Genomic DNA, 24,227 nt, shown 5'->3' with positions numbered 1-24,227 from the left:
CAACCCAATCGGAAGAGACCTATTCGATGGTGACGGCAAACCGCTTCTGGTCGCAGATTTTCGGGATTGCTTTTTCCAACAAGCGCTGGTTGCACTTCTTCATGTTGTTCGTGCCAGTGACCGGACTGTGGATGAGTGCGGTGGGAGTCGTCGGCTTGGCGGTGAACCTACGGGCATATGACTTCGTCTCTCAAGAGCTGCGGGCAGCAGAAGACCCCGAGTTCGAGACTTTCTACACCAAGAACATTCTGCTCAACGAGGGCATCCGTGCTTGGATGGCGCCTCAAGACCAACCCCACGAAAACTTCGAGTTCCCTGAGGAGGTTCTACCCCGTGGAAACGCCCTATAATTCATCATTTAATCGCGGCTTAACCTTAGGTGGCGGTCGCGACCAAGAATCTTCAGGATTTGCCTGGTGGGCTGGTAACGCCCGATTGATCAACTTATCTGGTAAACTGTTGGGCGCTCATGTTGCCCACTCAGGTTTGATTGTTTTCTGGGCAGGAGCAATGACTTTATTTGAAGTCGCTCACTTCATCCCAGAAAAACCAATGTACGAGCAAGGTTTAATCTTGCTACCTCACCTGGCATCTCTCGGTTGGGGTGTAGGTCCTGGTGGAGAAGTCATCGATACTTTCCCTTACTTCGTCGTTGGCGTACTGCACCTTATCTCTTCCGCCGTGTTGGGATTTGGTGGAATTTACCACGCGATTCGCGGTCCAGAAACTTTAGAAGAGTACTCCTCTTTCTTTGGTTACGACTGGAAAGATAAGAACAAAATGACCAGCATCATTGGTTTCCACCTGATTATTTTGGGATGTGGGGCATTGTTGCTGGTGCTGAAAGCCATGTTTTTTGGCGGTTTGTACGACACCTGGGCTCCCGGTGGTGGCGACGTTCGCGTCATCTCTAACCCTACCCTCAACCCCGCAGTTATCTTTGGTTATTTACTGAAGTCTCCGTTTGGCGGCGAAGGCTGGATTGTCAGCGTCAATAACTTAGAAGATGTCGTTGGCGGTCACATTTGGGTTGGTTTGACTTGTATCGCAGGCGGGATCTGGCACATTGTAACCAAGCCTTTTGCTTGGGCGCGTCGTGCTTTCATCTGGTCTGGTGAAGCATATCTATCCTACAGCTTGGGCGCTCTGTCCTTAATGGGCTTTATCGCCTCCTGTATGGTTTGGTACAACAACACCGTTTATCCCAGCGAATTTTACGGTCCTACTGGTCCAGAAGCTTCTCAAGCTCAAGCTTTGACTTTCTTGATCCGCGACCAACGCTTGGGTGCTAACGTCGGTTCCGCTCAAGGTCCTACAGGTCTGGGTAAATACTTGATGCGCTCTCCAACAGGGGAAATCATCTTTGGTGGTGAGACAATGCGTTTCTGGGATTTCAAAGGTCCTTGGTTGGAGCCACTACGCGGTCCCAATGGTCTTGACTTAGAAAAGATCAAGAACGACATTCAGCCTTGGCAAGCACGACGTGCTTCTGAGTACATGACTCACGCACCTCTGGGTTCTCTAAACTCTGTGGGTGGTGTGGCTACGGAGATTAACTCCTTTAACTATGTATCTCCTCGCGCTTGGCTAGCTACTTCTCACTTTGTACTAGGCTTTTTCTTCCTAGTCGGTCACTTATGGCACGCCGGTCGCGCTCGCGCTGCGGCTGCTGGTTTTGAGAGAGGTATTAACCGTGAATCCGAGCCAGTAATGGCTATGGGCGAATTAGACTAAAACAATTTTGGGGTTGGAGTTAAGCTCCACCCTAAATTGATAAGGCTCCTGCGTTAGAGCGGGAGCCTTTCGCATGGCACGGGTTTTATGACAGAATCTTTTATGTGGTGCAAAAAAGCTACGTTAGCGAGGTGCGATCGCAGTTATTGCTTCTTGCTCACTCCAATCTCAGTTGATGGTGACGACCATGCCAGACTCAAACTTAACCGATCGCCTACAATGGACGACTGAAGCCCAAATTAAGTTAAAAAAGATTCCCTTTTTCGTTCGTTCTCAGGCAATCTCGCGCATAGAACAGTTGACGCGATCGCGGGGTCAAGATATTGTTACGGCAGAGATTGTCGAACAAGCCAGGTTGGAGTTTGGACAATAAGAAACCTAGCTCGATCTTAGAGTTTGTGAGTGCGATCGCACTGTTCTTTCAAATTCTCGCTATTTTGCTGCCAACTGCATTTTTTGACATGCGTTACCTTCTTTGCGGTTTCACGACTAGCTAACGCAGTATGAGCAATACAAGTAGAAACACAACTAACACTCATCATATTGCTTTCCTCTATAAATAGATCTATTAGCAATAGTTGTATTGGCTATGCTGAACAGATACAGAAATAGAATACTAACTTTGATTAGTTTTGCAACACAATACTGACAATAGAATCCTAGCAGAGCTGAGAGAGTTTGAGTAGCGGCTCGGCACATACTTTTCTATCTTGACATAAACACATTTTTGACTGAATCTGCTTTAAAGAAGCAATGCAATGAATGTCACGAATAGTGGTATATTGCTAAGAGCAAATCATATACATAAATTTACATAAGCCGATATATGGCAACTTTACAGCAAAAGCCACTAACGCTGCGGCGCAATTTTTCTTGGAATTTTGTTGGTAATGTTGTCTACGCAGCCTGCCAGTGGGGAATGCTAGTCGTACTTGCTAAAGTAGGCAGTCCAGAAATTGTCGGACAGTTCACATTAGGGTTGGCAGTTACAGCACCAATATTCTTGTTTGCCAATCTTCAATTACGAACTATCCAAGCAACAGATACCAAGCAACAATATGTTTTTGGCGATTATTTAGCACTGAGACTAATTGCTACGGCTTTAGCGATTCTCGCGCTCGCTGGGATTGGTCTAGGTACGGGATACCGCTTAGAGACATCGCTAGTTATTTTAGTCGTGGGAGTTTCCAAAGCACTAGAGTCGATTAGCGATGTGTTTTACGGGTTAATTCAGCAACGCGAACGGATGGATCGAATAGCCATTTCGATGATGATTAAGGGACCGCTATCATTGTTATTTTTAGGACTTGGAGTTTATTTAACTCGTAGCGTCTTCTGGGGAGCCGTGGGATTAGCTATTGCTTGGGCAATTGTCTTGCTTGGTTATGACATCCGTAGTGGTGCTTTAATGCTCAAAATGCGACCTGTAGCACCACAGCATTTTAAAGATGTAAACCCAGATGTGGTAGAAGAAAATCTCCGACCTCGCTGGCATTTTCAAACACTGAAACAACTAATCTGGCTCTCTCTACCTTTGGGAGTTGTCATGATGTTGATTTCTCTCAACGGTAACATGCCTCGCTATTTTATCGAGCGTTCTTTAGGAGATAGAGAACTGGGCATATTTGCTGCTATTTCATATCTAATGGTAGCAGGAAGGATGTTAGTGTTTTCTTTGGGAGAATCAGCTAGCCCACGACTAGCAAAATATTACGCCGCAGGTGATGGCAAAGCTTTTCGTACTCTATTAATTAAGTTAGTGGGAATTGCTGTACTGTTAGGTTCAGCCGGAGTTTTGGTAGCCCTGATAGCTGGGCGACAAATTCTTACTTTGCTTTACCAAGCAGAATATGCCGAACGTGCGGACTTGTTCGTTTGGTTAATGATAGTTGCAGGAATTACCTATATAGCCTCTTTCCTCGGCTACGGCATGACAGCAGCTAGATACTTTCGGATTCAGATGCCATTATTTGCATCAGTGACAGCTATTTCTGCCCTAGCTTGCTTCTGGCTGATTCCCACTCGCGGACTCCAGGGAGCAGCGATCGCTTTGCTAATCGGGTCGATTGTTGAAGTCAGTACGACGACGATCGTTATCCTTCACGCACTGCATCGACTCCAGACACGCAATTTTGAGGGACAGTAGACTATGACATTCACCGATCGGCGTCCAATTCGCATCCTCCAGGTTGTTGGAGGAATGGTTCGAGGTGGCATTGAAACCTGGTTAATGAATGTTTTACGGCACATTGACCGCGATCGCTTTCAGATAGATTTTTTGGTTCATACAGACCGACCGTGCGATTACGACGACGAAGTTCGCGCTCTAGGAAGCAAAATCATCCCGTGCTTGCATCCTTCAAAGCCATGGTTATTCGCTCGAAACTTCAGACAGATCTTGCAAGATTATGGACCTTACGATGTAGTTCACAGTCAGCTTTATCTTTTTAGTGGCTTTATACTACGCCTAGCAGCTCAAGAGAAAGTTCCTATTAGAATATCACACGTACATCCCCTTACTGACATCAAAGGAAGATCTTTTCTTAGATCTATTTATCGGCAGATCATGACTAGGTGGACATCAAAGTATGCAACGCACATAATAGCCCCCTCGAAGACTAGCTTAGAGGCTTTTCAGGCTATATGTGACTGTTCGCACCAACAGACATACATTCTATACAATGGGGTTGAAATAGATCGTTTTGAGAAAAATATCGATAAAGTTTCCGTACGCCAAAAGCTTTCACTACCAATTGAAACACCAATTATTATATATGTAGCTCGTTTTGCTCCTCATAAAAATCATTTGCAAATGATAAGAGTTGCAGAGCAGATAAACCAAGGTAAGATTCAAGCGCACTTCGTAATGGCAGGCTCCACAGGTGAACACCTGACGATGTTGAGAGAGCGAGTCGAGCGGAGACAAGATATTTCAATTATTACGGGACTTAATGATGTTTCTCACCTTTTAATGGCATCCGATTTATTCTTTTTCCCTTCTTTGGAAGAAGGATTTGGAGTTGTTGCCATAGAAGCTGCTGCTGCTAGTTTGCCTATTGTTGCTACAAACCTGCTCACTATTCGCGAAGCCTGTCCGCCAAGTCATCATGCTTTTATGTTTTCTCCCAACGACGATGCAGCAGCTTGTGCAAACATTTTAAAAATTTTGAATGATAAAGAATTAAAAATGAAACTCTCTGATGATGCAAAGCAATGGTCTAATAATTTTCCAATTAGTAAATCAGTAGACAGTTTAGTCAATATATATGCTCATCTCGGCAAAAGTTTTACATTCCAATAACAGATACTAAATAAAAAAATACCAGTAGCCTCAATGTCGATCTTGGAACTACCGTTTTGGCTCGGTCTTCTACTATGGTCTTTACTTCCAGCTACCCGTACTCCCTGGTTTACAATCGAATCAATACCCATTAGTAGTCAAGACATTGTTATTATTATAGTTGCTTGTTTTTACGCATTATTACCAGCTATAGACAAACGCCCAATTATAAATACCATACATAAACATTGGCATGGTCACTTACCAATATTGACTGTTGCTATAGTGCTTTACGCTGCTTTATCAGTGACGTGGAGTGAGATGAGAGAACGAGATACTATAGCAATGCTTTACACGCTGGTTTTAACAGCATCAGGGTTTTCCCTTGGCTATAACTTAGTAGTTAAAAGATCCAGTGATTCTGTCCGCCCTTTTCTGTGGCGACTTACAGTTTATTTAGCATTGTTAGGTCTGTTATATTCAGCAGCTTCCCTCTTAACTCTAAGTGTCGCAGATGTAAGAGCTGACACTGAGAACATGGCAAGTGAGTTTGGTATTCCAAGGGTAGGAGGACCATTATTCATAGCGAGTACTGGGTATTTCATCTTGATACCCGCTCTATCATTTGCGATTCAGGAGTTAATTCGTAATCCAGCTAGACGTTTATTTAAAGCCGTTGTTATATTTGCCCTGATGCTGACTAACATTGGCATGGGATCGCGAGGTGCACTGATAGTGATTGGTGCTTTTTTGCTTTCACTCATTTTTTCGACGAAGAAGAAAAAGCAGGCAATAGTTGCTGCCTTAGTAATGATTATTGCTGTGACAGTATCAGCATGGTTATTTTTTTCACAAGCAAATACTGAGCGTTTGCAGTCTTTGGACGATGATAGTCGTACAGAAACATACTTGACATCATTTGACATTATTAGCCATCGTTCTACGGAGCTAAATTTTTTAGGTTCGGGATATGGCTCATACTGGCACTGGTATCTTCCAGATGTTGAAGCAGAAGGAGCGCTTAAGTCAGGTGAGTTTTTTATTTCTACTCCGTTCGGCGATATGTTATATAATCCTCACTCAACTTTCCTGTTACTAATTGTCGAGTTAGGAACAGTAGGTTTAGCATTTTTTCTGTTTTTATGGAGCACTTTACTGAGAGTCTTACTGAAGAACTTAACATTTCCGATTTTTGCTTCGGGTATCTTTGCATCAGGAATTGCAATGTTTTTTGACTGCTTTTTGTTCAAAAACGCTCAACTCAATACTCTATGGTGGATTTTTTTGTTTGGAGCTTTAGCACTCAAAGTCAATAAGAATTAGGCTGTATGTCTTGAACGATCGCAGATAAAGCAAGTGAAACAACAACTATCCCAATCTTTTTCTAATCGTAAGATAGCTTTACTTTCTATCATCATTTTAATCCTATTAAGTTCGTTGTATTTAATTTACAATAACGTTTTTGAATTCTCCTCATATTGCTCTACTGTTCCGCTAGAAGATCTTCTGAATTATGGAACAGAAATACGTACTGACGGAGTTACCTTAGTTAAAGGTAAGCCATTTTTTCCATTTGGCTTCTATCATGTCTCTTGGGAAACAACTACACAGGAACGAAAAAATGCTCTAAATGAAATTGCTAATGCTGGTTTTAATACAATTCATGTTTCAGTAACCAGACTTGAAGATTATGCAGAATTCTTAAATGAAGCTGAAAAACTTGGCGTATATGTCATTAGCGAACAAAATGTAGGTTTGCTAAATTTAATAAGTGCTTTTAAACATAAACCTGCTGTTCTTGGATGGAACATCGCAGATGATGTAGATAACGGTAGATTCCTTCCCAGCAAGATCTGGAAACTCCACCAATTAGTAAGAAAGGCAGACCATAGCCATATTACATATGTTAGCGGCTTCTCCGAGCGAATTAAGCAATTTGCGAATTGTTCTGACGTAATTGGTATGCAATCATATCCAATTAGATATGGAAAAGAAAGAGAGCTATCTTCGACTTACTCCCAAATCTCTATAGCTCGTGACGCAATCTCAGCTTTTAATAGAAGCTTTTATGCAAACTTACAAACTTTTAATTGGTCGAATGTAAAGCCTCTAGAATATAAAGGTACCCGCACGCCAACATTTAAAGAAGTGAGAAATATGACTTATCAAGCATTGTTAGCTGGTGCTAAAGGCATTATTTATTACACCTATCACGATTCTAGTTGGCATTTACCATCACAGTCGCAACTATGGAATGAGCTAAAGTCTTTAGCTCCAGAAATTAGAGAAATTAGTTCGATCTTGTTAGAAGGAAAATTCCAAAAAGTTGAAGCAAATTCAAAAAGTATAATATCTGGAATTTGGGTCGATCGAAATGAAGCTTTAGTAGTTGTTGTTAATACGTCATACGATCGAGCCATTGAAATAAAACTTGAACTTCCTATAAGCGCGAATACAGCACAATTATTGTTCCAAAAGAATACTTCTATAAAAAATATTGGTAGCAATAAAATACACGATGTACTTCAGCCTTTAGCAGTCTATGCTTATAAATTAAAAGCTTAAATAGAACGGCAATATTTTATAAGTTTAAGCAAATTGTTTTAATTCTGTGATTACCTAAAATCAGGAGATTTTTGATGGATGTCGCGATCGCACTTGAGCATCGTTTTGAAAGCACGCCAGACGGCAAAGTCTGGACTCAGACACAGTTTCCATACCAATTCTGGCTGCGTTACTTAGAGGTATTTGAACGCGTATGCGTAGTTGCAAGAGTACGCGAGGTGCCAAACGCTCAACCAGGCTGGCAGCGTGCCGATGGCGAAGGAGTTTCCTTTGCTGCCGTGCCGTATTACATCGGACTTTGGCAATATCTCCTGCGATCGCGACAAGTTAAGCACGCTGCTAGAAATGCAGTGGGGAATAGCGATGCCGTGATTCTGCGTGTTAGTTCTACCATAGGAGCCTGTATCGAACCAATGTTACGCAAAACTGGGCATCCTTATGGCGTAGAAGTTGTAGCCGATCCATACGACCTATTCGCACCTGGTTCCATTAAACATCCCTTACGTCCATTGTTTCGCTGGTATTTTTTCAACGAACTCCGACATCATTGCGCTGGTGCTGCTATCGCAGCATATGTGACTCAAAATGCATTACAGCAGCGATATCCACCAGCCAAAAATGCTTTTTCAACTTACTACTCTGACGTTGAGTTACCGGATTCGGCTTTTGCATCTGCTCCTCGTTTTTCCTTGCAGGAAAAACGAGCGATCGCCTTGATTTTAGTAGGTACGCTAGCTCAGCTCTACAAAGCACCAGATGTACTCATCAAAGCTGTTGCTAGCTGCATACACGATAAAGGATTAAATTTAACCTTGACTCTGGTTGGAGATGGCAAGCATAGATCGGAACTAGAAGCTTTGGCTGCCGAGCTGAAAATAGCAGAATACGTTCGCTTTCTCGGTCAATTAACCGTTGGTGATGCCGTACGCACCCAGTTAGATCGAGCGGACTTATTCGTGCTTCCTTCTTATCAAGAAGGTATGCCTAGGGCAATGATTGAAGCAATGGCACGAGGATTGCCTTGCATTGGCTCTACAGTAGGAGGCATCCCTGAATTATTACCTGCTGAAGATATGGTATCCCCTGGTAATGTTATGGCTTTAGCAGACAAAATCCACGAGATAGCGATCGATCCAGATCGTATGGCGCAAATGTCAGTCCGCAATCTGGAAAAAGCAAAGGAGTATAGAGAAAAATTGCTCCGCGAACGTCGGAGCGAGTTTTATCGTCAAGTGAGAAAGACAACGGAAGCTTGGTTAAATATAAAAGAAGGACAGAAAATCGTTCGAGTAGCTAGGTCATAACAGTTACTTTAAATTGAGTTTATATACGTGTACATCTTTAGGTTTAATTAAGCCAGAAAGTTTACTACCTTCAAGAACCATCCCAGAAGGACGGTTAGCAAACATTGGCGAAACGCTCTGCACATTCGTCAAAGGAAGTGTAAGAGAAACACTCTTACTACTATTATTAGCAGTATTGATCGCCACAACTGTAGCTTGGTTTTGGTAAATCCAAACTCCAGCTAGCGTACCTTCTACTCCAGTAGAAATTTGCTTAAAACTGCCACTTAACAAAGTAGGACTGAGTTGCTTAATTTCGGGAGCTAAAGATTTTACTCCTTTCCATAAACTTCTATGGCTTTCTAAGCTCCAAACATCGCCTTGAAAGGCATAAAATATAATTCCCTTAGCGCCAGCTAGTAATGATTGGTATGCCATATTTCTCACCTCCATAGAAGTGGGTGCGCGCATACCTAAATACTTTTCTTCTCCTGGTTTTTCCTCTAACCAGCTAAAGGTCTGTAAATTTGCATAGAGTTTTCGATTATGTTTTTTGCTGGCATTATAAGCAAGAGAAATATGAGGATAGATTGAAGGTAATTCGTATATCTTGCCAAATTGAATCGGATATGCTTGCATTCCAACCGTATCTGCACAATTCGTAAATTGTTCGATGTTGCTTGAATAACCACTAATATATGTAGGACGGTTGGGGTCGATTTCTTTTACCTGTTGGTGAGATTCACAAACCTCTTTGGGAGTACGCTTGCCGTTATCAACATCATCGGCAATATTCCATCCCAAGACAGCTGGTTTATTTTTAAATTTATTTATTGTATAAACCCGATCGACACCAAACTCACTTATCACTTTAACACCTAGTTTTTGAGCTTCATCAAGAAATTTTTCATATGCTTCTAAATCGCTGGGGCTAACTATTGAGGCGTGAATTGTATTAAAACCAGCAGCAGCTATCCTTTGTAGGGCTTGGAGTCGTTGCTCGGGTGTAGATTTCCATGAAACATGATAGAATCCAATTGGGAAAAATGAGTCATTATTGCTCAGACTTTTTGTTGTATCAATCGTTTTATTTTGCTTGTTTGAAGAGGTGGACTCATTACATCCTGCCGATGAAGTGCAAAGTAATGATATAAGTGTGGCTAGCGCTATTCTTTTTTGCCAAGTGCAAACCGATTTTGTGGCTTTATCGAAATCTTGAGGATCGCAATTTTGGTTTTGAATTATGGCGATCAAACGACGTGAAAAATTCATAGCATTTACTCTTGCATTAAAAAAGTAGATGAAAACAATTTGGCTCGAAGTAAAGTATCTCAACTAGTATTAATAAGTCATGCTACTGACTTATTGAATTGAAATTTAGCTCGACTTTAATTAAATGAGCTATAGATAAATTTAATTTCATTTTTTTCTCAACTCAATAGAGATTTTACTGAACAGCATAAACAAGAATTCTTACTGAAATATCCGAATTTATTCGCAGTTCCAGAGCGACCAAACACATTCTTATTTTATTTTAAGTAAGCCAAGGTAAGTCATTCTGCTTAAGTAAATAAATGCGCGATCGCTGATGAGAAAATACTCCCCGTAGAACTATGTATGTTGTACTTTAGTAATGGATCTGAGACAATAAAATTCTGGATAAACAATATGAGTTTCTACTGAGAATTTAGGCGCTACATATGAAAAAAATTTTATGCGTTACTACAGTTCCAGATACGCTGTGCGCATTCGTATTGCCGTTTGCCCATCATTTCCGTTCTCTGGGTTGGCAAGTCGATGCAATGGCTCAAGGAGTTTCAACTAACGCTGACTGCTTGCAGACTTTCGATCGCGTGTGGGAAATTGAATGGTCGCGCAACCCGCTCCAACTACAAAATTTGACAGTCGCGCCGCGTCAAATTAGAACAGTAGTGGAGCAAGAAGGATACGATATCGTTCACGTCCACACGCCCGTCGCCGCATTTGTCACGCGCTATGCCTTGAATGGATTGCGCCAGCAGGGAAAAGTTAAGCTAATTTATACTGCCCATGGATTTCACTTCTATCAGGGTGGAAAACCCCTAAAAAACCTGGTTTTTCTGGCATTAGAAAAATTAGCAGGGCAGTGGACGGACTACCTAGTAGTCATCAATCGCGAGGATGAGAAAGCCGTTAAGCAGCATCAAATTGTCGCTGACACGCAATTGTGCTACATGCCTGGAATAGGAGTAGATTTCGACTTCTACAATCGGGACACAGTGACAGCAGAAGCAGCAGAGCGCGTGCGACAGGAATTAGGACTGACACCAGCAAATCCCCTACTCGTTTGTGCGGCAGAGTTCATCCCCCGCAAACGCCACAGCGATATTTTAAGGGCATTTGCTCGCCTAGATCGTCCTGAAGTGCATTTGGCTCTAGCTGGAGACGGTCGGCTGATGGCACAGATGCAGCAGTTAGCTAACGAACTAGGCATTGAACAGAACGTACGCTTTTTAGGTTTTCGCCGCGATATTCCAACTTTGATTAGCATTTCTGCCGCTCTGATACTCGTGTCCGAACAGGAGGGGTTGCCTAGATGTATTATGGAATCTTTCTGTTTGGGAGTCCCGGTAATTGGAACTAAAATTCGTGGAACTCGCGATTTGCTTGCCGATCGCTGCGGGTTGCTGATTGACGTAGGAGATATAGAGGCGCTAACGCAAGCGATGGCATGGATTGTAGATAATCCTGAAGCTGCTCGAATAATGGGAGAACGGGCAAAAGAGCGGGTTGCTACTTACGATCTACGCCACATTCTCAAATTATATGAATCGCTGTACGATCGCGCTTTAGGCAAAAGCAGTTATGCCGTTTCTGCCAGTAGATGAATCGATCCTATAGGAAACAATTTACTCTCCTTTACCTAAAACAGAGGCAGTAGTTGTCGATTGTGGAGCATGGAGGCGCGATCGCAAATAAATTTCGCCGCCTAATCCCGTCGCTACCGTACCGATCGCACCCACGATCGCACCCTTTGAGCCATAAAATCTTACAGCTAAGGCGATCGCGAGCGTTATTCCCATATACGTAGCGGCAACCTGCCCATGCGACCAACCAGATTGCTGTAGTCTTTGATATAAATGACTGCGATGTGCTTGGAAAATGTTCTCTCTCTGTAACAGCCGACGCACGATGGTGTAAATTGCATCTCCTATCAGTGGGAAAGTGACAACCAGAGCTGACCAAGCCTGTAGTGTGCTATCGCCAGCATTGAGTAAAGCGATCGCCACTGTAGCACCTAAAACAGTACTACCTGCATCGCCCATAAAAATCTTAGCTGGCGACCAGTTCCACCACAGAAAGCCTATGAGCGCCGCTACCAGAAACCACAACAGGGGTTGATGTAGGTAAAAGGCAAAAAAACCTAATTGAATGGCTGTCGTTCCAGCCACAATTCCATCTAACCCATCCATAAAGTTGTAGAAGTTGACGAGCGCTGTCATGCCAATTGCCGTTAAAGCAATGGCTACCAGACTACCGACAATACCAAACTGCGTCAGCCAAGGCTGAGGAAAAGCACCAAAATAAATTACTGCAACTCCAGCAGCAGCCAACTGAACCAAATAACGAATGGCTGCGGGAACGTTACTGCGATCGTCAATAATTCCGACAATAGCCAGTGGAATTAGTATTAACCAGACGATCGCTAAATTAAGATTTAATGGTATGTCTGCAAACAGATGGAAATAGTTGTTTCCCATAGCAGTCGCACTCGTAATGGCGAAGGCAATAATAAATCCTAAGCCGCCACCACGGGGAGTAGGCTGGGTGTGAGAGCTGCGCTCGTTCGGAATATCTAGTAAGCTTTGCCGAAAGCGCTGTCTAATCAAATTCACGGTCAGGAAACTAATTCCAAAGCTGAAGACCGACAACACGATCGAAGGCATGGTAGTCATACTCTGTCAAAAAGAACCATTAAAGCATATTTGCTGTATGTCAAGTTGGCGCTCGCAGCATTTGTGCTAAACCTGCATCAACTGTAAAAGGGGGTTGCCAGTTCAGGGTCTTCTGAATGTATTCGCTATCAATTGCTAAACTTCCCAGCAGGCGATCGATAGTCGATGTGTTGAGAGGCAATTGTTTTTTACTAACATTCTGTACGGTATCGCCTAATTTTCCTCCCAGTTGCAACCAACTTGGAGGAACTGACAGCAGGTTACATGAGTGCTTTAAGTTGACGGCAATTTTTTGAATTAATTCTGGTGTGGAAAGATCCTCTCCATCGCTGACTAAAAATGTTTGATTTGCTGCTTGGGGATGGTTCAGGGTAGAGGCGATCGCATCTACTAAATTTCCCACATAAATTAAACTGCGACGATTTTTAACTGCACCAAATGGTAGTGGTAAACCTGTTTGAACGAGTTTAATTAACCGTTCCATATTACCAGGATTTCCCGCACCATAAACTAGAGGCGGACGTAAAATTGTCCAAGTCATGGCACTTTGACCAGCAAGCTGTACTAGGGCTTGTTCTGCTTGCAGTTTGCTGCGACCGTAGGGAGTATCTGGTTGACAGGGCGAACTTTCCGTGAGGGGGCGATCGCTACTTGAGGTCATTGCCCCAATCGAACTTACGAATACGAACCGCTTCACCCCTGCGGCGATCGATTGCTTGACGAGATTGACCGTTCCCTCTGTATTGACACGCAAGAACTCTGCTTCTGGATCGGACGCTTTATCTTGAAGAATGTGGGCGCGTGCTGCTAGGTGAACGACTATATCTATACCCTTTAACGCCGAGCGCCAATCAGTATTGCCGTCAATATTACCAACTTTTACGGCTGTAACGTTGGCTGGCAGTTGTGCAGAATCGTTCCGTACAGCTGCTGTAATCTGCAATTTCTCTTGCAGCAATCTGGGTAGCAAATGGCTAGCAACAAAGCCAGTGGCTCCAGTTACTAAAATCCCGTTCATACTGAGTACCGTCATTTACGGCAATAGCACAATCCTTCAGGTAACAGAGTACTATTTTTTGACTTAAAAAACTGTAATATAAGAAAAACTCTGTTACAGCTCGGACAGAAGAAATCATACCTAATTATTTATTTCGTCTACTCAAGTAAATCTGCTGTTATTTATGCTCAGGCTAAAGCAGTTAAGCCGATTAGTTAAAATTCTACTCGATCGCTTTGTTGCCGCGATCGCGCTGATAATATTGTCTCCCATAATTATTTGTGTTGCGATCGCCATTCACTTTCGCATGGGTTCTCCAGTTATTTTCACTCAACCCCGTCCAGGTAAAGAAGGAAAGATTTTCAACTTTTACAAGTTTCGTACCATGACCGACGAGCAAGACGCAAAAGGAAATTTGCTTCCTGACGAACAGCGCCTGACGACTTTCGGTCAATTTCTACGGCAAACTAGCCTTGACGAACTGCCCCAACTATGGAATGTTCTCAAAGGCGACATGAGTTTCATTGGTCCCCGCCCCTTATTGGTGAAGTATCTCGACCGCTATACTACAGAACAAGCTCGCCGTCATGAAGTGAAACCAGGTATTACGGGTTTGGCTCAAATCAACGGTCGCAACGCCATCACTTGGGAAGAGAAATTTGTCCTCGACGTTTGGTATGTCGATAACTGGAGTTTGTGGCTGGATTTAAAAATTTTATTTCTGACCGTGTTTAAAGTTCTGCAACAAGAGGGGATTAATCAAGAAGGTTACACCACATCAGAAGAATTCAAAGGTCAAGGAAATAAGTTGTCATCCTAATGATTAGACAATTATAAGGAGCGATCGCGAATGGAAACTTGTGCCTTCCGGCTTTCGGAAGAACAGCTAGCGCTTCTACCAACAGAAGCAGATATTGCTTTCTACGAAGAACATGGCTGGTATATTTCAAAACAGATACTCCCAGACGAACTACTCGACACAGCAATTTTAGGTAGTGAAAGATACTATCGTGGAGAGCGAGACACTCCACTGCTCGTAAAAAATGCTTATAGTGACTGGAAACCAGAAGATAAAAGCTTCATTCGGAATAACGAATTTGTTTCCTTACAAAACAAGCAACTCCACGAACTAGGCTTTTATCCAATTATTGCGGCGATCGCAGCGCGTTTATCCAGAACGAAAAGAATTCGACTGTTCGCTGATTCGCTGCTGTGTAAGCTACCAACAATTAAGGATAGTAATAATGGAGTGGTAGGCTGGCATACCGATAAAGCATACTGGTCTACTTGCAGTTCTGACAAATTGCTCACTGCCTGGATTCCTTTTCAAAACTGTGACGAATCCCTCGGTCCATTGATTGTCATTGATGGTAGCCACAAGTGGAAAGATACTCATTTGATGAAGAATTTTTTCGACCCGAACTTGAATGAATTGGAAGAAAAGTTTCGCCAGCAAGGAAAACAAATTACAAAAGTGCCAATGACCTTACAAAAAGGTCAAGTTAGCTTTCATCACTGTCTGACAATACATGGTAGCTCTCCCAATTACAGTGACTCTTTGCGGCTAGCAATGGCAGTTCATATGCAAGACGATGGTAACCATTATCGACCTTTTTGGAATCAGAAAGGGGAACAAATTCATATCGGCTACGAAGCCTTATGTCGCAAATTGCATAACGATCATCCTGATTTTAGCGATCCAGCAGTGTTTCCCATACTTTGGTCGGAGATAGAGAGTTAATCGCGCAGATAGGATATCAGTTCTGGTATGGCACGGTCGTAGCTCTGATAACTTTTGCACAAACATGAACATTCAAATCATCGATCCACAAGACCCCTTGTGGCATAAAGTTCTGCAACAGCTCCGCCATGATGTTTATCATCTACCTGAGTACATCGGCATTGAGTCAAACAGAACTGAAACAATGGCTAATGCTTTTTTGGTTACTGATAGTGATAAAATTTTCTTCGTACCTTATTTACTGCGTCAGTGTAATGATGTAATATCACAAGAATTGCTCGAAGAAGAATGCTTTGATGTTGTCTCTCCCTATGGCTATCCGGGCATTTTGTTGAGTGAAGCAGCGGCAAATACGCCAAAATTTGTAGATTTTGCTCTGCATGAGTTGAAGTACTTTTTGCAGAAAAACAACGTATGTTCGGCTTTTTTGCGATTGCATCCCCTTTTGAGCGATCGCTTCAAGGAGATTTTTCCCTCAGAATATGTAACTGATAGTGGAAAAACTGTATCCGTAAATCTTACTCTCTCTGAATCGGAGATTTGGGCGCACACAAGAAAAGGACATCAAAGCACTATTAATAAGTGCAAGCGACTGGGTTTCACTGGCAGAATGGTCGAGCTTAGGCAATATATTGACGAATTTATTGCTATTTACGAAGAGACAATGAATCGAGTCAATGCTAGGCAATTTTATTACTTTAGCCGCGATTACTTTGAGGATTTATTGTCACTAGGAAAGAACATTCATTTAGGTATCGTAGAAGTAAATAACGAAATCGCCTGTGCTAGCTTATTTTTTGAATGTTATGGTATTGTTCAAGCTCATTTGGGAGGAACGAAAACCAAATATTTACATCAATCCCCTTTTAATTTTCTCTTACATTACGTGCGCCTTTGGGCTAAAGAGCGCGGGAATGAATTTCTACATATAGGAGGTGGAGTGGGAGGTTCGACTACAGACAGCCTCTATACTTTCAAGTCAGGGTTTTCCAGGCAGAGACACGATTTTCTGACTTTAAAACTAATTACAAACGAAGAAAAGTACTATCATCTAGTTAATTTACGGGCGAAAGTCTTAAATACTCAAACTGAAGTACTACTTAGCTCAGACTTTTTTCCTGCCTATCGTTCTTACAGTTAAAGCACAGTTCAAAAACTCATGCTCGATCTTCAGGTTATCAAACCATATGACCCATTATGGTCTCAGACATTACAAAAACTCAGACATGATATTTATCATCTACCAGAATATCTCAAGCTTGAGGCAATTAGAACTCAAACTACTCCAGAAGCAATTTTAATTACTCAAGAGGACAAGATATTTCTGATTCCTTACTTAATACGTAGCTGTCAGGACTTATATCAAAATGCTCTGTACCATGAAGAAATATTTGATGCAATCTCTCCCTACGGTTATCCTGGGATTTTGCTAAGCGATGCAGCGGTTGGACAAGCAGAGTTCTTAAATTTAGCTGTATCTTCTTTGGCGAAGGTGTTGCGATCGAAAAACATCTGTTCGGCGTTCTTTCGCCTGCACCCCATACTCAATCACGGCTTTGAACAAATTTTATCTCCTCAAATTTGTCAAATAACTGGAGAGACTGTATCTATAAATCTCATGCTTTCTGAAGCAGAAATTTGGCAGCAAACTCGTTCCGAACATCGCACTCATATCAATCGCTGTAGGCGTGCTGGATTTACCACTAAAATAGTAAGATACGAAGATTATATAAAAGAATTTATTGCTATTTATGAAGAAACAATGAATCGCGTAACTGCGAAGCAAATGTATTATTTTGGCTATGATTATTTTACCGAGCTAGCTAATATACATGAAAACATTCACCTTGGTATTGTAGAATTCGACAACCAAATTGTTTGTGCTGGCATCTTCACAGAAATTTGTGGGATAGTGCAATACCATTTAGGAGGGACTAAAACCGAGTTCCTCAAACAATCTCCCAGCAAACTCTTATTCGATCGCGTGCGGTTCTGGGCTAAGGAACGGGGTAATGAAATTTTTCACCTAGGGGGTGGTGTTGGAGGTAACAAAGATAGCCTACACCACTTTAAAGCTGGTTTTTCTAAACTGAAGCATAATTTTTTGACATTGCGTTCGATCGCAGATGCAGATAAGTATCAATATTTAGTAGAGCTGCAAGCGAAGAAACTGAATATTGAATCCGAACAACTACTCAAGACAAATTTCTTTCCAGCGTATCGTTCCTCTCAAATTTAAAAAAATCGAAAGGAGAGATTTATTTATGCTCGATAATAAGAAAATTTATCAATCTACTGAAGAATTTAATACTTGGGCATATGGACAAGGTCTAAAATTTGAAGAAAAGTATTTAATTGATAACTACTTAGATAAACATTTAAAGACAGTAGAAGCAGGGACAGCAGGAGGTAGAATTTTACTAGAGATGAGAAAGATGGGCTTTACTTCTCTCATAGGTTACGATTATGTACCTGAATTTATCGAGCAAGCAAAGCAAAAAGACCCTTCAGGCGAAATTACTTTTGAAGTAGAAGATGCCACCAAACTAAGTTATGTCGATGATAGCTTTGCCCAGATCTTATATCTCCAACAAATTATCAGCTCTATAGATGGAGACCAAGCAAAGCTAAAAGCTTTTGAAGAGGCATATCGTATTCTAAAACCAGGTGGTACAGCACTATTTTCATTTCTTTGCTTTGAAGTGAGAGCGCAGACTTTAATCTACAAGCCCTATTTAGTCTATTTACGTATTTTGCGTAGCTTGCAGGCTAAAAGTCTTTCTCTTCAGTATCTGCCTTGGCTTAGATTAGGAGGAAAGTGGAATCTTTCTGCTTTACTAGATCGCGAACCTTACGTGTATTGGTATAGACCACAAGAAGTAGAACGACTATTGAGAACTGTTGGTTTTGAAATCACTGCTGTTGGTTCTTCTGCCCAAATTGAAGGAGATAGTATGCGTACAAGCGTAGAAGAATTAGCAAGACAACCTTTAGCAGGTGGTTTATATTTTGTTTGCACAAAATAAAGTTTGTATTTGTTTGAACTTAATCGTTGAAGCTAAAACGTAAATTAGTCAAACGTAACTGCTTTATCAAATGCAAGTTCAAGATTTAGCGTGACTAAAATTTTCTGTTGACAACAAATAAACAAAACTATCTGAGAAAAAAGTTTAGGTTCTAAATTGAACTAAACGTAATAGCAGTGTAAATGACAGCAAGCTCTTCACCGTGTAAAAAAGCATACATTTAAATCAGTTTTATATTATACATGTCGATACTAACACAACAAATAATACGAGAAGTTAAGTATAGCGATAAAATAGCTTTGATTGTTAAAATGGAATAATATTTTTTTGCAACAAATAGTAATATTACTATTAAAATGATTAAACCGATCCTTCTTTCTATTCCTCATATGAGCGGGGAAGAGATTGAGTATGTCAAAGAAGCATTTGAGACGAATTGGATTGCTCCCGTTGGTCCCCATTTAGAAGCTTTTGAACAAGAATTTTGTCATGTAATTGGTATCAATCATGCTGCTGCTGTAGTGTCTGGCACGGCAGCTTTACACTTAGCCTTGCAGTTAGTTGGAGTGGAGTCTGGCGATGAGGTATTTTGCTCGACACTCACTTTTGCGGCTTCAGCCAACCCCATCGTTTATTTAGGTGGAAAACCCGTTTTCATTGACAGCGATCGCACTTCGTGGAATATGAACCCCGAATTGTTACGAGAAGCGTTGGATAAACGGGCGCGGTTGGGTAAATTACCCAAAGCCGTAGTGGTCGTCCACCTATACGGTCAAAGTGCTGACATTGACCCGATTTTAGAAGCTTGTAACCGCTACGAAGTGCCGTTGATTGAAGATGCAGCTGAATCTCTAGGAGCAACCTACAAGGGGCGATCGCCCGGTAGTTTCGGTAAGATTGGCATCTTTTCTTTTAACGGTAATAAAATCATTACGACATCTGGAGGTGGAATGTTGGTTTCCGACGATCCAGAAATTGTCGTCAAAGCCAGATTTCTCTCCACTCAAGCACGCGATCCAGCACCCCACTACCAACACTCAGAAATCGGTTACAACTATCGACTGAGCAATGTATTAGCGGGAATTGGTCGAGGTCAACTGCGAGTCCTGGAGCAACGGGTACAAGCTAGAAGATGTAACTTTGAAGTTTATCGCCAAGCCTTGGGCGAACTGCCAGGAATCTCATTTATGCCAGAAGCGAGTTATGGTCGCGCCACGCGCTGGTTGAGCTGTATGACAATCAATCCTCAGATTTTCGGTGCAGATAGAGAACAAGTTCGTAAAATCCTAGCTCAGCAGCACATTGAGACTCGCCCAGTTTGGAAACCACTCCACCTCCAACCTGCTTTTACCCAATACGAGATAGTTGGAGGTGAAGTGGCGGAAAAGCTGTTTGCTGGCGGTCTGTGCCTTCCCTCTGGCTCTAATTTAACCAACGAGGATTTAGAGCGAGTCGTAGGGGCGATCGCTAAAATTTGCTCTGTTGGGATCGAAATAAACTGAGTGGTTACAAGTCCAATCGAACTAGAAAAACCTCATCTGTTTTTGCTAATGCTCAGGGGAGAGTGACTTTCCGCTAATGATACATTATCGTCTTCTTCCGACTGGCTAGAACGATAATAGTAGTATTGTTCGCTATCGGAATTATATCCATTCACTACCTGACCGAGGACGTGCTGCCCTGACTTTTCTAGAAATTCTTTAGCACGGATAGCAGCAGCAGTATCTACTATACCAGGTCGAACGACCAATAAAACTCCATCGGTCATTTTACCCAAAATTGCCGCATCAGCAGCTGCATTTAAAGCAGGAGCGTCAATAATTGTGTAGTCGTAATTGGCTGAAAAAACAGTAATTAAAGATGCCATCCTTTGAGAATCCAGTAGTGCCATTGGATTTGGTGGGATCACTCCAGAAGTAAGAATGTGAAGATTAGCCGTAATCTTTTTGATCGCTGTTTTTGGTTCGGTCTGACCCACAATGATATTACTTAAACCCAAGTGATTTGGTAATTCCCAGATTTCATGCTGCAAAGGACGATACATATCTGCATCGACTAACAATACCTTACGCCCCATCTGAGCGATGGTAACAGCTAAATTTGCTGCAACTGTTGATTTCCCTTCTTTAGGGACGGAACTTGTAACGACAATTGCTTTGAGCTGTTTATCAGAATTCAGAAATTTCAAATTAGCTTGCAGCATTCGATATGCTTGGCTGAAAGGCGATCGCGGTGACTCTTGCACTAAAATTTCTGGTGTAGCTCTTTCTAGGGAGCGATCGCGCAAGAAAATGTTCTCAGATTTTTTCAAGGCTGGAATTATACCCAGTAAGGTATAGCCAAATATTTTTCTAGCTTCCTCGACGCTTCTGAGCGATTTGTCTAGTTTTTCTAATATCAAAGCAGTAGCAGCTGCTAATATTCCACCCAGCATAATTCCCGTCACCAGGTACAACATTTTGCGGGGAGCGACCGCTTCTTCTGGTGGTATGGCTGCTGAAATGACGCGAGCATTACCTATATTCTGATTTTCCGCAATCCGAATTTCTTGTAATTTTTGCTGTAGTAATAAATAGGTAGATTGAGCTGTTTGAATTTTTCGTTCTAACGCCCGCTGCAATTGTTCTAACTGAGGTAACCGATCGAGTCTTTCTTTATAAGAAGACTGCACGTTTGAGATTGCTGCTATTTGGCTAGATAAACCCAAACGTCTTGCTTCTGCCCTCACAAACTCTTCTGTCAGTTTTTGATCGAATTCGCTATTTTGTAAGCTATTTCCTCTAAGAAGTTTTTGTTCTCCTACCACTTGTTTTAAGCGTTGTTTGAGTAACTGCTCTAAACTTGCTTTCTTTTGCTTGAGGGAGACGACATTAGGAAAATCTGCCTGAAAGCGACTTTGTTCCACCGCTAGCTGCGATTCTATTTGTTGGATCTCTTTCAAAATACCTTGAACGGCTGGAAATTGACTGATACTAGTTACCGCTCCGGCGCTATTTAAAGTTTCTCCTAATTGCTGTTTCAGCAGTTCAGATTGAGCTTTTGCATCTGCCAAACCAGCATTAGCATTCGCAGCTTGGCGTTGCATATCGGCAATAATTGCTACTGCCGCTCTTTTTTCTTCATTTAGATCGACAACTTTATTCTGCTCTTGAAATTGACGTAACTCTGACTCGCTTTGACGCAAACTCGTTTCTGCTCTGGGCAACTGTTTTTGTACAAACTCTCTCGCAGAAACGGCTTCAGAGCGATTAGCAAGTAAGTTATTTTCTAAATAAATACCCATTAAAGTATTGACTACTGTTGCAGCTTTGTTTGGATCTGCATCCCTATAAGCAATCTGCAACACATCCGTTTTTTTCACGTCTGTCACGTCTAGTTTTTTGAGAAATTGTTCGGGTTTAAGAGTTTTACCCGATTCATCCTTCAACTCTAACCGCGTAATCGTTTTTTTAATAATAGGCAGAGAACGTATAATTTCCGCTTCTGTATCTACAGGATTATTTTGCTCTTGTAATGGCTGCAATTCACCTATGCCCTTACCTACTTCAGGTAAATAGGAAGAACTAGGGCTATTTTTTCTAAATAGTAACTTTCCTTCTGCTTCATATATTGGCTTTTGCAATGCTAAGCTTATACCTGTCAGTGCGACAACGACTCCAAACACGATTGACACTGGTAAGTAATGCCGTTTGAGTAACAGCCAGTATTGCTGTAATTTGACACTAGATTCTGTAGACTCAGGAAGTGACATGAGCGCGCTATAACTTTACTTTATGACAAAATTTAACAAATAGATATCGTATTCAATACTACCTTGAATAATGTTGTTGTAAACACCTTCTCCTCAATTCTTCTACATCGATTATTATTTTACGAAAAAATTTTATTGCGAAACAATGTTTATTCATAAATTGATAGCTATAGATGGCATGAAATCGGAGCTAGGGAGAGCCAGATAAACGACGTTGCCAATCAGCATCGATTTGCGCCGGATTTTGGCTTTCTTGTTCTAATAAATCGCTATCAGTCGAGTAAACTACATCGTCTTTAGTAATCGTAGATTGAGCGGCAAACTGATTTGCATAAGCAGTTTTTTGCTGTAAGACTAAATCGGAGCTAGCTAGCAGATTTGCTCTTGCTTGCCGTCTCTGATTGCGATCGCTAATTTTGCGATTGCGCCTCTGCACCCAAAAATATCTTACCAGAGGTAGAAGCAAAAAACCTACGCCGTATGCAAGCAGCAACCCATAAACTCCCTGCACGAAGGCAACCAGTCCACCGAGCTGAGCTGCTGCTAACCCATCTGCGAGTAAATTACCCAATACTAGCAACCCAACAAAATTCAACGCGCCCAAGCCAATACCGAGCATAATTTGCCCAGAGCTAGCTGCACTGAAACGATAGGGTAACTCTTGCAAAAATGCTGGTACACGTCGAGATTGTCGCTCAGTGGCACTAACTTGCAACTCGGGAAAATGGTAAACGAGATGTCCTTCTGGACTAACAAGTGGTTGACCGTTGAATCTGGTCAGCACGGGCAGCATATAATCTTCGTACTCTTGGGCATATCCCTCGCCTAAGTCGTCAAGATAGGGAGCAATTTGTTCTGCCGTTACTACACCTCGATTGTTACGAATTGTAGCGGCAATGAGCGAGAAGCGTTTATCTTCTAGATCGATATTGGGATTACCATCACCAAATAGAAACGAGAATATCGCCTCTAAAAAATTCAAATTGCTGGTTTCCCGTCTCCGTTGTCGATAGCGGGTGTCGTAATCTGGATAGAATACCCAAAACCAATCGGGACCAATCCAAAAGTAAGGCATGTAGAACCCACCACCGCCACGATCGCCGCGATCGTCTCCATCCCGATTTGTAGCTGTAACAATAATCGCGATCGTGAGGAAGACTAGCACGATTGAAACGAGCAAAACAATGCCAAAAGAAATCCGAATCAGGTAAAACAGTACTTTCCAAATTTTTTGCCACCATTCTTGCAAGCGCAACCGCCAGTATTTGTTGCGTAAAACTCCCCGCAAATTCTGCGGAAACTGGTAGGCGATCTCACCAGAGTTAGCTACCTGCATGTGTCCGCCGACATCACTAGCTAGAGCAAGTAATCCCTGTTGAGCTTGACCGACATTTAACCCGATCTGAGCTGCTACGTCTCCTACCGTGACGCGATATCCCAATTGTTCCACAGCTTGCACGATCGCGGGATTTGGAATCATACACTACCCTCGATTGCCATTCCTTCTTTCTCTCAGTATAGAGTTCTATTTCGGGTTGAGGAGCAATTACCAAGTCGCAAGTCGCTATGCTCGCAGTCGCAATGAATTCCGAATTCCGAGTTCTCCCCGCGCGCCACTTATTGCCAATGGCTAGCGATCGGTCACTATTAATTTGGATCGATAACTAAAAGAAACGAAACACCTATTTGACGATCGAATTTTTTCACTCGATCTAATCTTCCCCAGGTATTTCGTTTCTCAAACTACTTTCCATTTGAGGTATATAGACAATTTAATCCAACAATAACTCTGCGTCCAGACTTGAATTCCAGTTAACCTAAATCTTTATAAAAAATTTACTATATCAGAAAACTATTATTTACGGCTAGAAATTGCAACATTGAAATTATTGAGCGATCGCCGCGAGCGCAATAT

General features: G+C 42.0%; 20 protein-coding genes and 1 pseudogene. 15 read left to right on the top strand and 6 right to left on the bottom strand.

The window, feature by feature from the left end; all coding sequences use genetic code 11:
• From ACRC32_RS14805 to ACRC32_RS14795, 3 genes and pseudogenes are all read left to right on the top strand, one after another.
• Window positions 1–350: pseudogene (locus ACRC32_RS14805) on the top strand (photosystem II D2 protein (photosystem q(a) protein)); the annotation flags it as partial.
• Window positions 334–1,734: a photosystem II reaction center protein CP43 gene (gene psbC, locus ACRC32_RS14800; RefSeq protein WP_438554690.1), complete on the top strand. Its 1,401-nt coding sequence runs from the start codon at window positions 334–336 to the stop codon at window positions 1,732–1,734. The pseudogene ACRC32_RS14805 and the gene psbC, both read left to right, overlap by 17 nt.
• 187 nt (window positions 1,735–1,921) lie before the next feature.
• Window positions 1,922–2,107, top strand: a complete 186-nt coding sequence (locus tag ACRC32_RS14795; protein WP_039717452.1) for a PCP reductase family protein — start codon at window positions 1,922–1,924, stop codon at window positions 2,105–2,107.
• 16 nt (window positions 2,108–2,123) lie between these two features.
• On the opposite strand, the gene ACRC32_RS14790 is transcribed toward ACRC32_RS14795, so the two are convergent.
• Window positions 2,124–2,276, bottom strand: coding sequence for a hypothetical protein (locus ACRC32_RS14790; protein ID WP_438554689.1), 153 nt, complete (start codon window positions 2,274–2,276; stop codon window positions 2,124–2,126).
• A gap of 284 nt (window positions 2,277–2,560) precedes the next feature.
• On the opposite strand from ACRC32_RS14790, the gene ACRC32_RS14785 reads away from it, so the two are divergent.
• The 5 genes from ACRC32_RS14785 (at window position 2,561) to ACRC32_RS14765 (ending at window position 8,883) form a co-directional block, all read left to right on the top strand.
• Window positions 2,561–3,880, top strand: coding sequence for a lipopolysaccharide biosynthesis protein (locus ACRC32_RS14785; protein WP_438554688.1), 1,320 nt, complete (start codon window positions 2,561–2,563; stop codon window positions 3,878–3,880).
• A gap of 3 nt (window positions 3,881–3,883) precedes the next feature.
• Window positions 3,884–5,035, top strand: a complete 1,152-nt coding sequence (locus ACRC32_RS14780; RefSeq protein ID WP_438554687.1) for a glycosyltransferase — start codon at window positions 3,884–3,886, stop codon at window positions 5,033–5,035.
• Window positions 5,036–5,068: 33 nt separating this feature from the next.
• Window positions 5,069–6,337: an O-antigen ligase family protein gene (locus tag ACRC32_RS14775; protein ID WP_438554686.1), complete on the top strand. Its 1,269-nt coding sequence runs from the start codon at window positions 5,069–5,071 to the stop codon at window positions 6,335–6,337.
• Between the two features lie 33 nt (window positions 6,338–6,370).
• Window positions 6,371–7,579 carry a hypothetical protein gene (locus ACRC32_RS14770; RefSeq protein WP_438554685.1) on the top strand — a complete coding sequence of 403 codons (1,209 nt, stop codon included), beginning with the start codon at window positions 6,371–6,373 and terminating at the stop codon, window positions 7,577–7,579.
• A 74-nt stretch (window positions 7,580–7,653) separates the two neighbouring features.
• Window positions 7,654–8,883, top strand: a complete 1,230-nt coding sequence (locus ACRC32_RS14765; protein ID WP_438554684.1) for a glycosyltransferase family 4 protein — start codon at window positions 7,654–7,656, stop codon at window positions 8,881–8,883.
• 3 nt (window positions 8,884–8,886) lie between these two features.
• On the opposite strand, the gene ACRC32_RS14760 is transcribed toward ACRC32_RS14765, so the two are convergent.
• Entirely contained in the window at window positions 8,887–10,134 is a 1,248-nt protein-coding gene (locus tag ACRC32_RS14760) for a hypothetical protein (protein ID WP_438554683.1), read from the bottom strand.
• Window positions 10,135–10,562: 428 nt separating this feature from the next.
• Between ACRC32_RS14760 and ACRC32_RS14755 the strand changes: the two genes are divergently transcribed.
• On the top strand, window positions 10,563–11,729 hold the full coding sequence (locus tag ACRC32_RS14755) for a glycosyltransferase family 4 protein (RefSeq protein WP_438554682.1): 1,167 nt from the start codon (window positions 10,563–10,565) through the stop codon (window positions 11,727–11,729).
• A 21-nt stretch (window positions 11,730–11,750) separates the two neighbouring features.
• Here ACRC32_RS14755 and ACRC32_RS14750 read toward each other — a convergent pair whose 3' ends face one another.
• Together ACRC32_RS14750 and ACRC32_RS14745 are read right to left on the bottom strand one after the other, a co-directional pair.
• Complete coding sequence (locus ACRC32_RS14750) at window positions 11,751–12,797, bottom strand: MraY family glycosyltransferase (protein ID WP_438554681.1); 1,047 nt, start codon at window positions 12,795–12,797, stop codon at window positions 11,751–11,753.
• Between the two features lie 40 nt (window positions 12,798–12,837).
• Window positions 12,838–13,815, bottom strand: coding sequence for an NAD-dependent epimerase/dehydratase family protein (locus tag ACRC32_RS14745; protein ID WP_438554680.1), 978 nt, complete (start codon window positions 13,813–13,815; stop codon window positions 12,838–12,840).
• 163 nt (window positions 13,816–13,978) lie between these two features.
• On the opposite strand from ACRC32_RS14745, the gene ACRC32_RS14740 reads away from it, so the two are divergent.
• The 6 genes from ACRC32_RS14740 to ACRC32_RS14715 all read left to right on the top strand — a co-directional run bounded on the left by ACRC32_RS14740 (window position 13,979) and on the right by ACRC32_RS14715 (window position 20,063).
• Entirely contained in the window at window positions 13,979–14,614 is a 636-nt protein-coding gene (locus ACRC32_RS14740) for a sugar transferase (protein ID WP_438554679.1), read from the top strand.
• Between the two features lie 30 nt (window positions 14,615–14,644).
• Window positions 14,645–15,535, top strand: a complete 891-nt coding sequence (locus ACRC32_RS14735) for a phytanoyl-CoA dioxygenase family protein (protein WP_438554678.1) — start codon at window positions 14,645–14,647, stop codon at window positions 15,533–15,535.
• Window positions 15,536–15,599: 64 nt separating this feature from the next.
• A complete protein-coding gene (locus ACRC32_RS14730; protein WP_438554677.1) occupies window positions 15,600–16,676 on the top strand; it encodes a GNAT family N-acetyltransferase in 1,077 nt (358 codons plus the stop codon).
• A gap of 18 nt (window positions 16,677–16,694) precedes the next feature.
• Window positions 16,695–17,774, top strand: a complete 1,080-nt coding sequence (locus ACRC32_RS14725) for a GNAT family N-acetyltransferase (RefSeq protein ID WP_438554676.1) — start codon at window positions 16,695–16,697, stop codon at window positions 17,772–17,774.
• Between the two features lie 25 nt (window positions 17,775–17,799).
• Window positions 17,800–18,561 carry a class I SAM-dependent methyltransferase gene (locus ACRC32_RS14720; protein WP_438554675.1) on the top strand — a complete coding sequence of 254 codons (762 nt, stop codon included), beginning with the start codon at window positions 17,800–17,802 and terminating at the stop codon, window positions 18,559–18,561.
• Between the two features lie 356 nt (window positions 18,562–18,917).
• Window positions 18,918–20,063: a DegT/DnrJ/EryC1/StrS family aminotransferase gene (locus ACRC32_RS14715; protein ID WP_438554674.1), complete on the top strand. Its 1,146-nt coding sequence runs from the start codon at window positions 18,918–18,920 to the stop codon at window positions 20,061–20,063.
• Between the two features lie 32 nt (window positions 20,064–20,095).
• On the opposite strand, the gene ACRC32_RS14710 is transcribed toward ACRC32_RS14715, so the two are convergent.
• Both ACRC32_RS14710 and ACRC32_RS14705 read right to left on the bottom strand, forming a co-directional pair.
• The gene (locus ACRC32_RS14710; RefSeq protein ID WP_438554673.1) at window positions 20,096–22,312 is read right to left on the bottom strand and encodes a GumC family protein; all 2,217 of its coding nucleotides are present in this window, start codon (window positions 22,310–22,312) and stop codon (window positions 20,096–20,098) included.
• A 190-nt stretch (window positions 22,313–22,502) separates the two neighbouring features.
• On the bottom strand, window positions 22,503–23,792 hold the full coding sequence (locus ACRC32_RS14705) for a hypothetical protein (RefSeq protein ID WP_438554672.1): 1,290 nt from the start codon (window positions 23,790–23,792) through the stop codon (window positions 22,503–22,505).
• Window positions 23,793–24,227: the final 435 nt, after the last annotated feature.

Source organism: Chroococcidiopsis sp. (genome assembly GCF_051657925.1).
GTDB lineage: Bacteria > Cyanobacteriota > Cyanobacteriia > Cyanobacteriales > Chroococcidiopsidaceae > Chroococcidiopsis.
The sequence above is the reverse complement of the archived record's forward strand: the minus strand, read 5'-3'. Positions and strand labels throughout refer to the sequence as shown.

Excerpts from the sequence above, each read along its gene's own strand:
- ACRC32_RS14795 (WP_039717452.1), top strand. The coding sequence starts at position 1,922 with ATGCCAGACTCAAACTTAACCGATCGCCTACAATGGACGACTGAAGCC.
- ACRC32_RS14790 (WP_438554689.1), bottom strand. The coding sequence starts at position 2,276 with ATGATGAGTGTTAGTTGTGTTTCTACTTGTATTGCTCATACTGCGTTA.
- ACRC32_RS14785 (WP_438554688.1), top strand. The coding sequence starts at position 2,561 with ATGGCAACTTTACAGCAAAAGCCACTAACGCTGCGGCGCAATTTTTCT.
- ACRC32_RS14780 (WP_438554687.1), top strand. The coding sequence starts at position 3,884 with ATGACATTCACCGATCGGCGTCCAATTCGCATCCTCCAGGTTGTTGGA.
- ACRC32_RS14775 (WP_438554686.1), top strand. The coding sequence starts at position 5,069 with ATGTCGATCTTGGAACTACCGTTTTGGCTCGGTCTTCTACTATGGTCT.
- ACRC32_RS14765 (WP_438554684.1), top strand. The coding sequence starts at position 7,654 with ATGGATGTCGCGATCGCACTTGAGCATCGTTTTGAAAGCACGCCAGAC.
- ACRC32_RS14760 (WP_438554683.1), bottom strand. The coding sequence starts at position 10,134 with ATGAATTTTTCACGTCGTTTGATCGCCATAATTCAAAACCAAAATTGC.
- ACRC32_RS14755 (WP_438554682.1), top strand. The coding sequence starts at position 10,563 with ATGAAAAAAATTTTATGCGTTACTACAGTTCCAGATACGCTGTGCGCA.
- ACRC32_RS14750 (WP_438554681.1), bottom strand. The coding sequence starts at position 12,797 with ATGACTACCATGCCTTCGATCGTGTTGTCGGTCTTCAGCTTTGGAATT.
- ACRC32_RS14745 (WP_438554680.1), bottom strand. The coding sequence starts at position 13,815 with ATGAACGGGATTTTAGTAACTGGAGCCACTGGCTTTGTTGCTAGCCAT.
- ACRC32_RS14740 (WP_438554679.1), top strand. The coding sequence starts at position 13,979 with ATGCTCAGGCTAAAGCAGTTAAGCCGATTAGTTAAAATTCTACTCGAT.
- ACRC32_RS14735 (WP_438554678.1), top strand. The coding sequence starts at position 14,645 with ATGGAAACTTGTGCCTTCCGGCTTTCGGAAGAACAGCTAGCGCTTCTA.
- ACRC32_RS14730 (WP_438554677.1), top strand. The coding sequence starts at position 15,600 with ATGAACATTCAAATCATCGATCCACAAGACCCCTTGTGGCATAAAGTT.
- ACRC32_RS14725 (WP_438554676.1), top strand. The coding sequence starts at position 16,695 with ATGCTCGATCTTCAGGTTATCAAACCATATGACCCATTATGGTCTCAG.
- ACRC32_RS14720 (WP_438554675.1), top strand. The coding sequence starts at position 17,800 with ATGCTCGATAATAAGAAAATTTATCAATCTACTGAAGAATTTAATACT.
- ACRC32_RS14715 (WP_438554674.1), top strand. The coding sequence starts at position 18,918 with ATGATTAAACCGATCCTTCTTTCTATTCCTCATATGAGCGGGGAAGAG.
- ACRC32_RS14710 (WP_438554673.1), bottom strand. The coding sequence starts at position 22,312 with ATGTCACTTCCTGAGTCTACAGAATCTAGTGTCAAATTACAGCAATAC.
- ACRC32_RS14705 (WP_438554672.1), bottom strand. The coding sequence starts at position 23,792 with ATGATTCCAAATCCCGCGATCGTGCAAGCTGTGGAACAATTGGGATAT.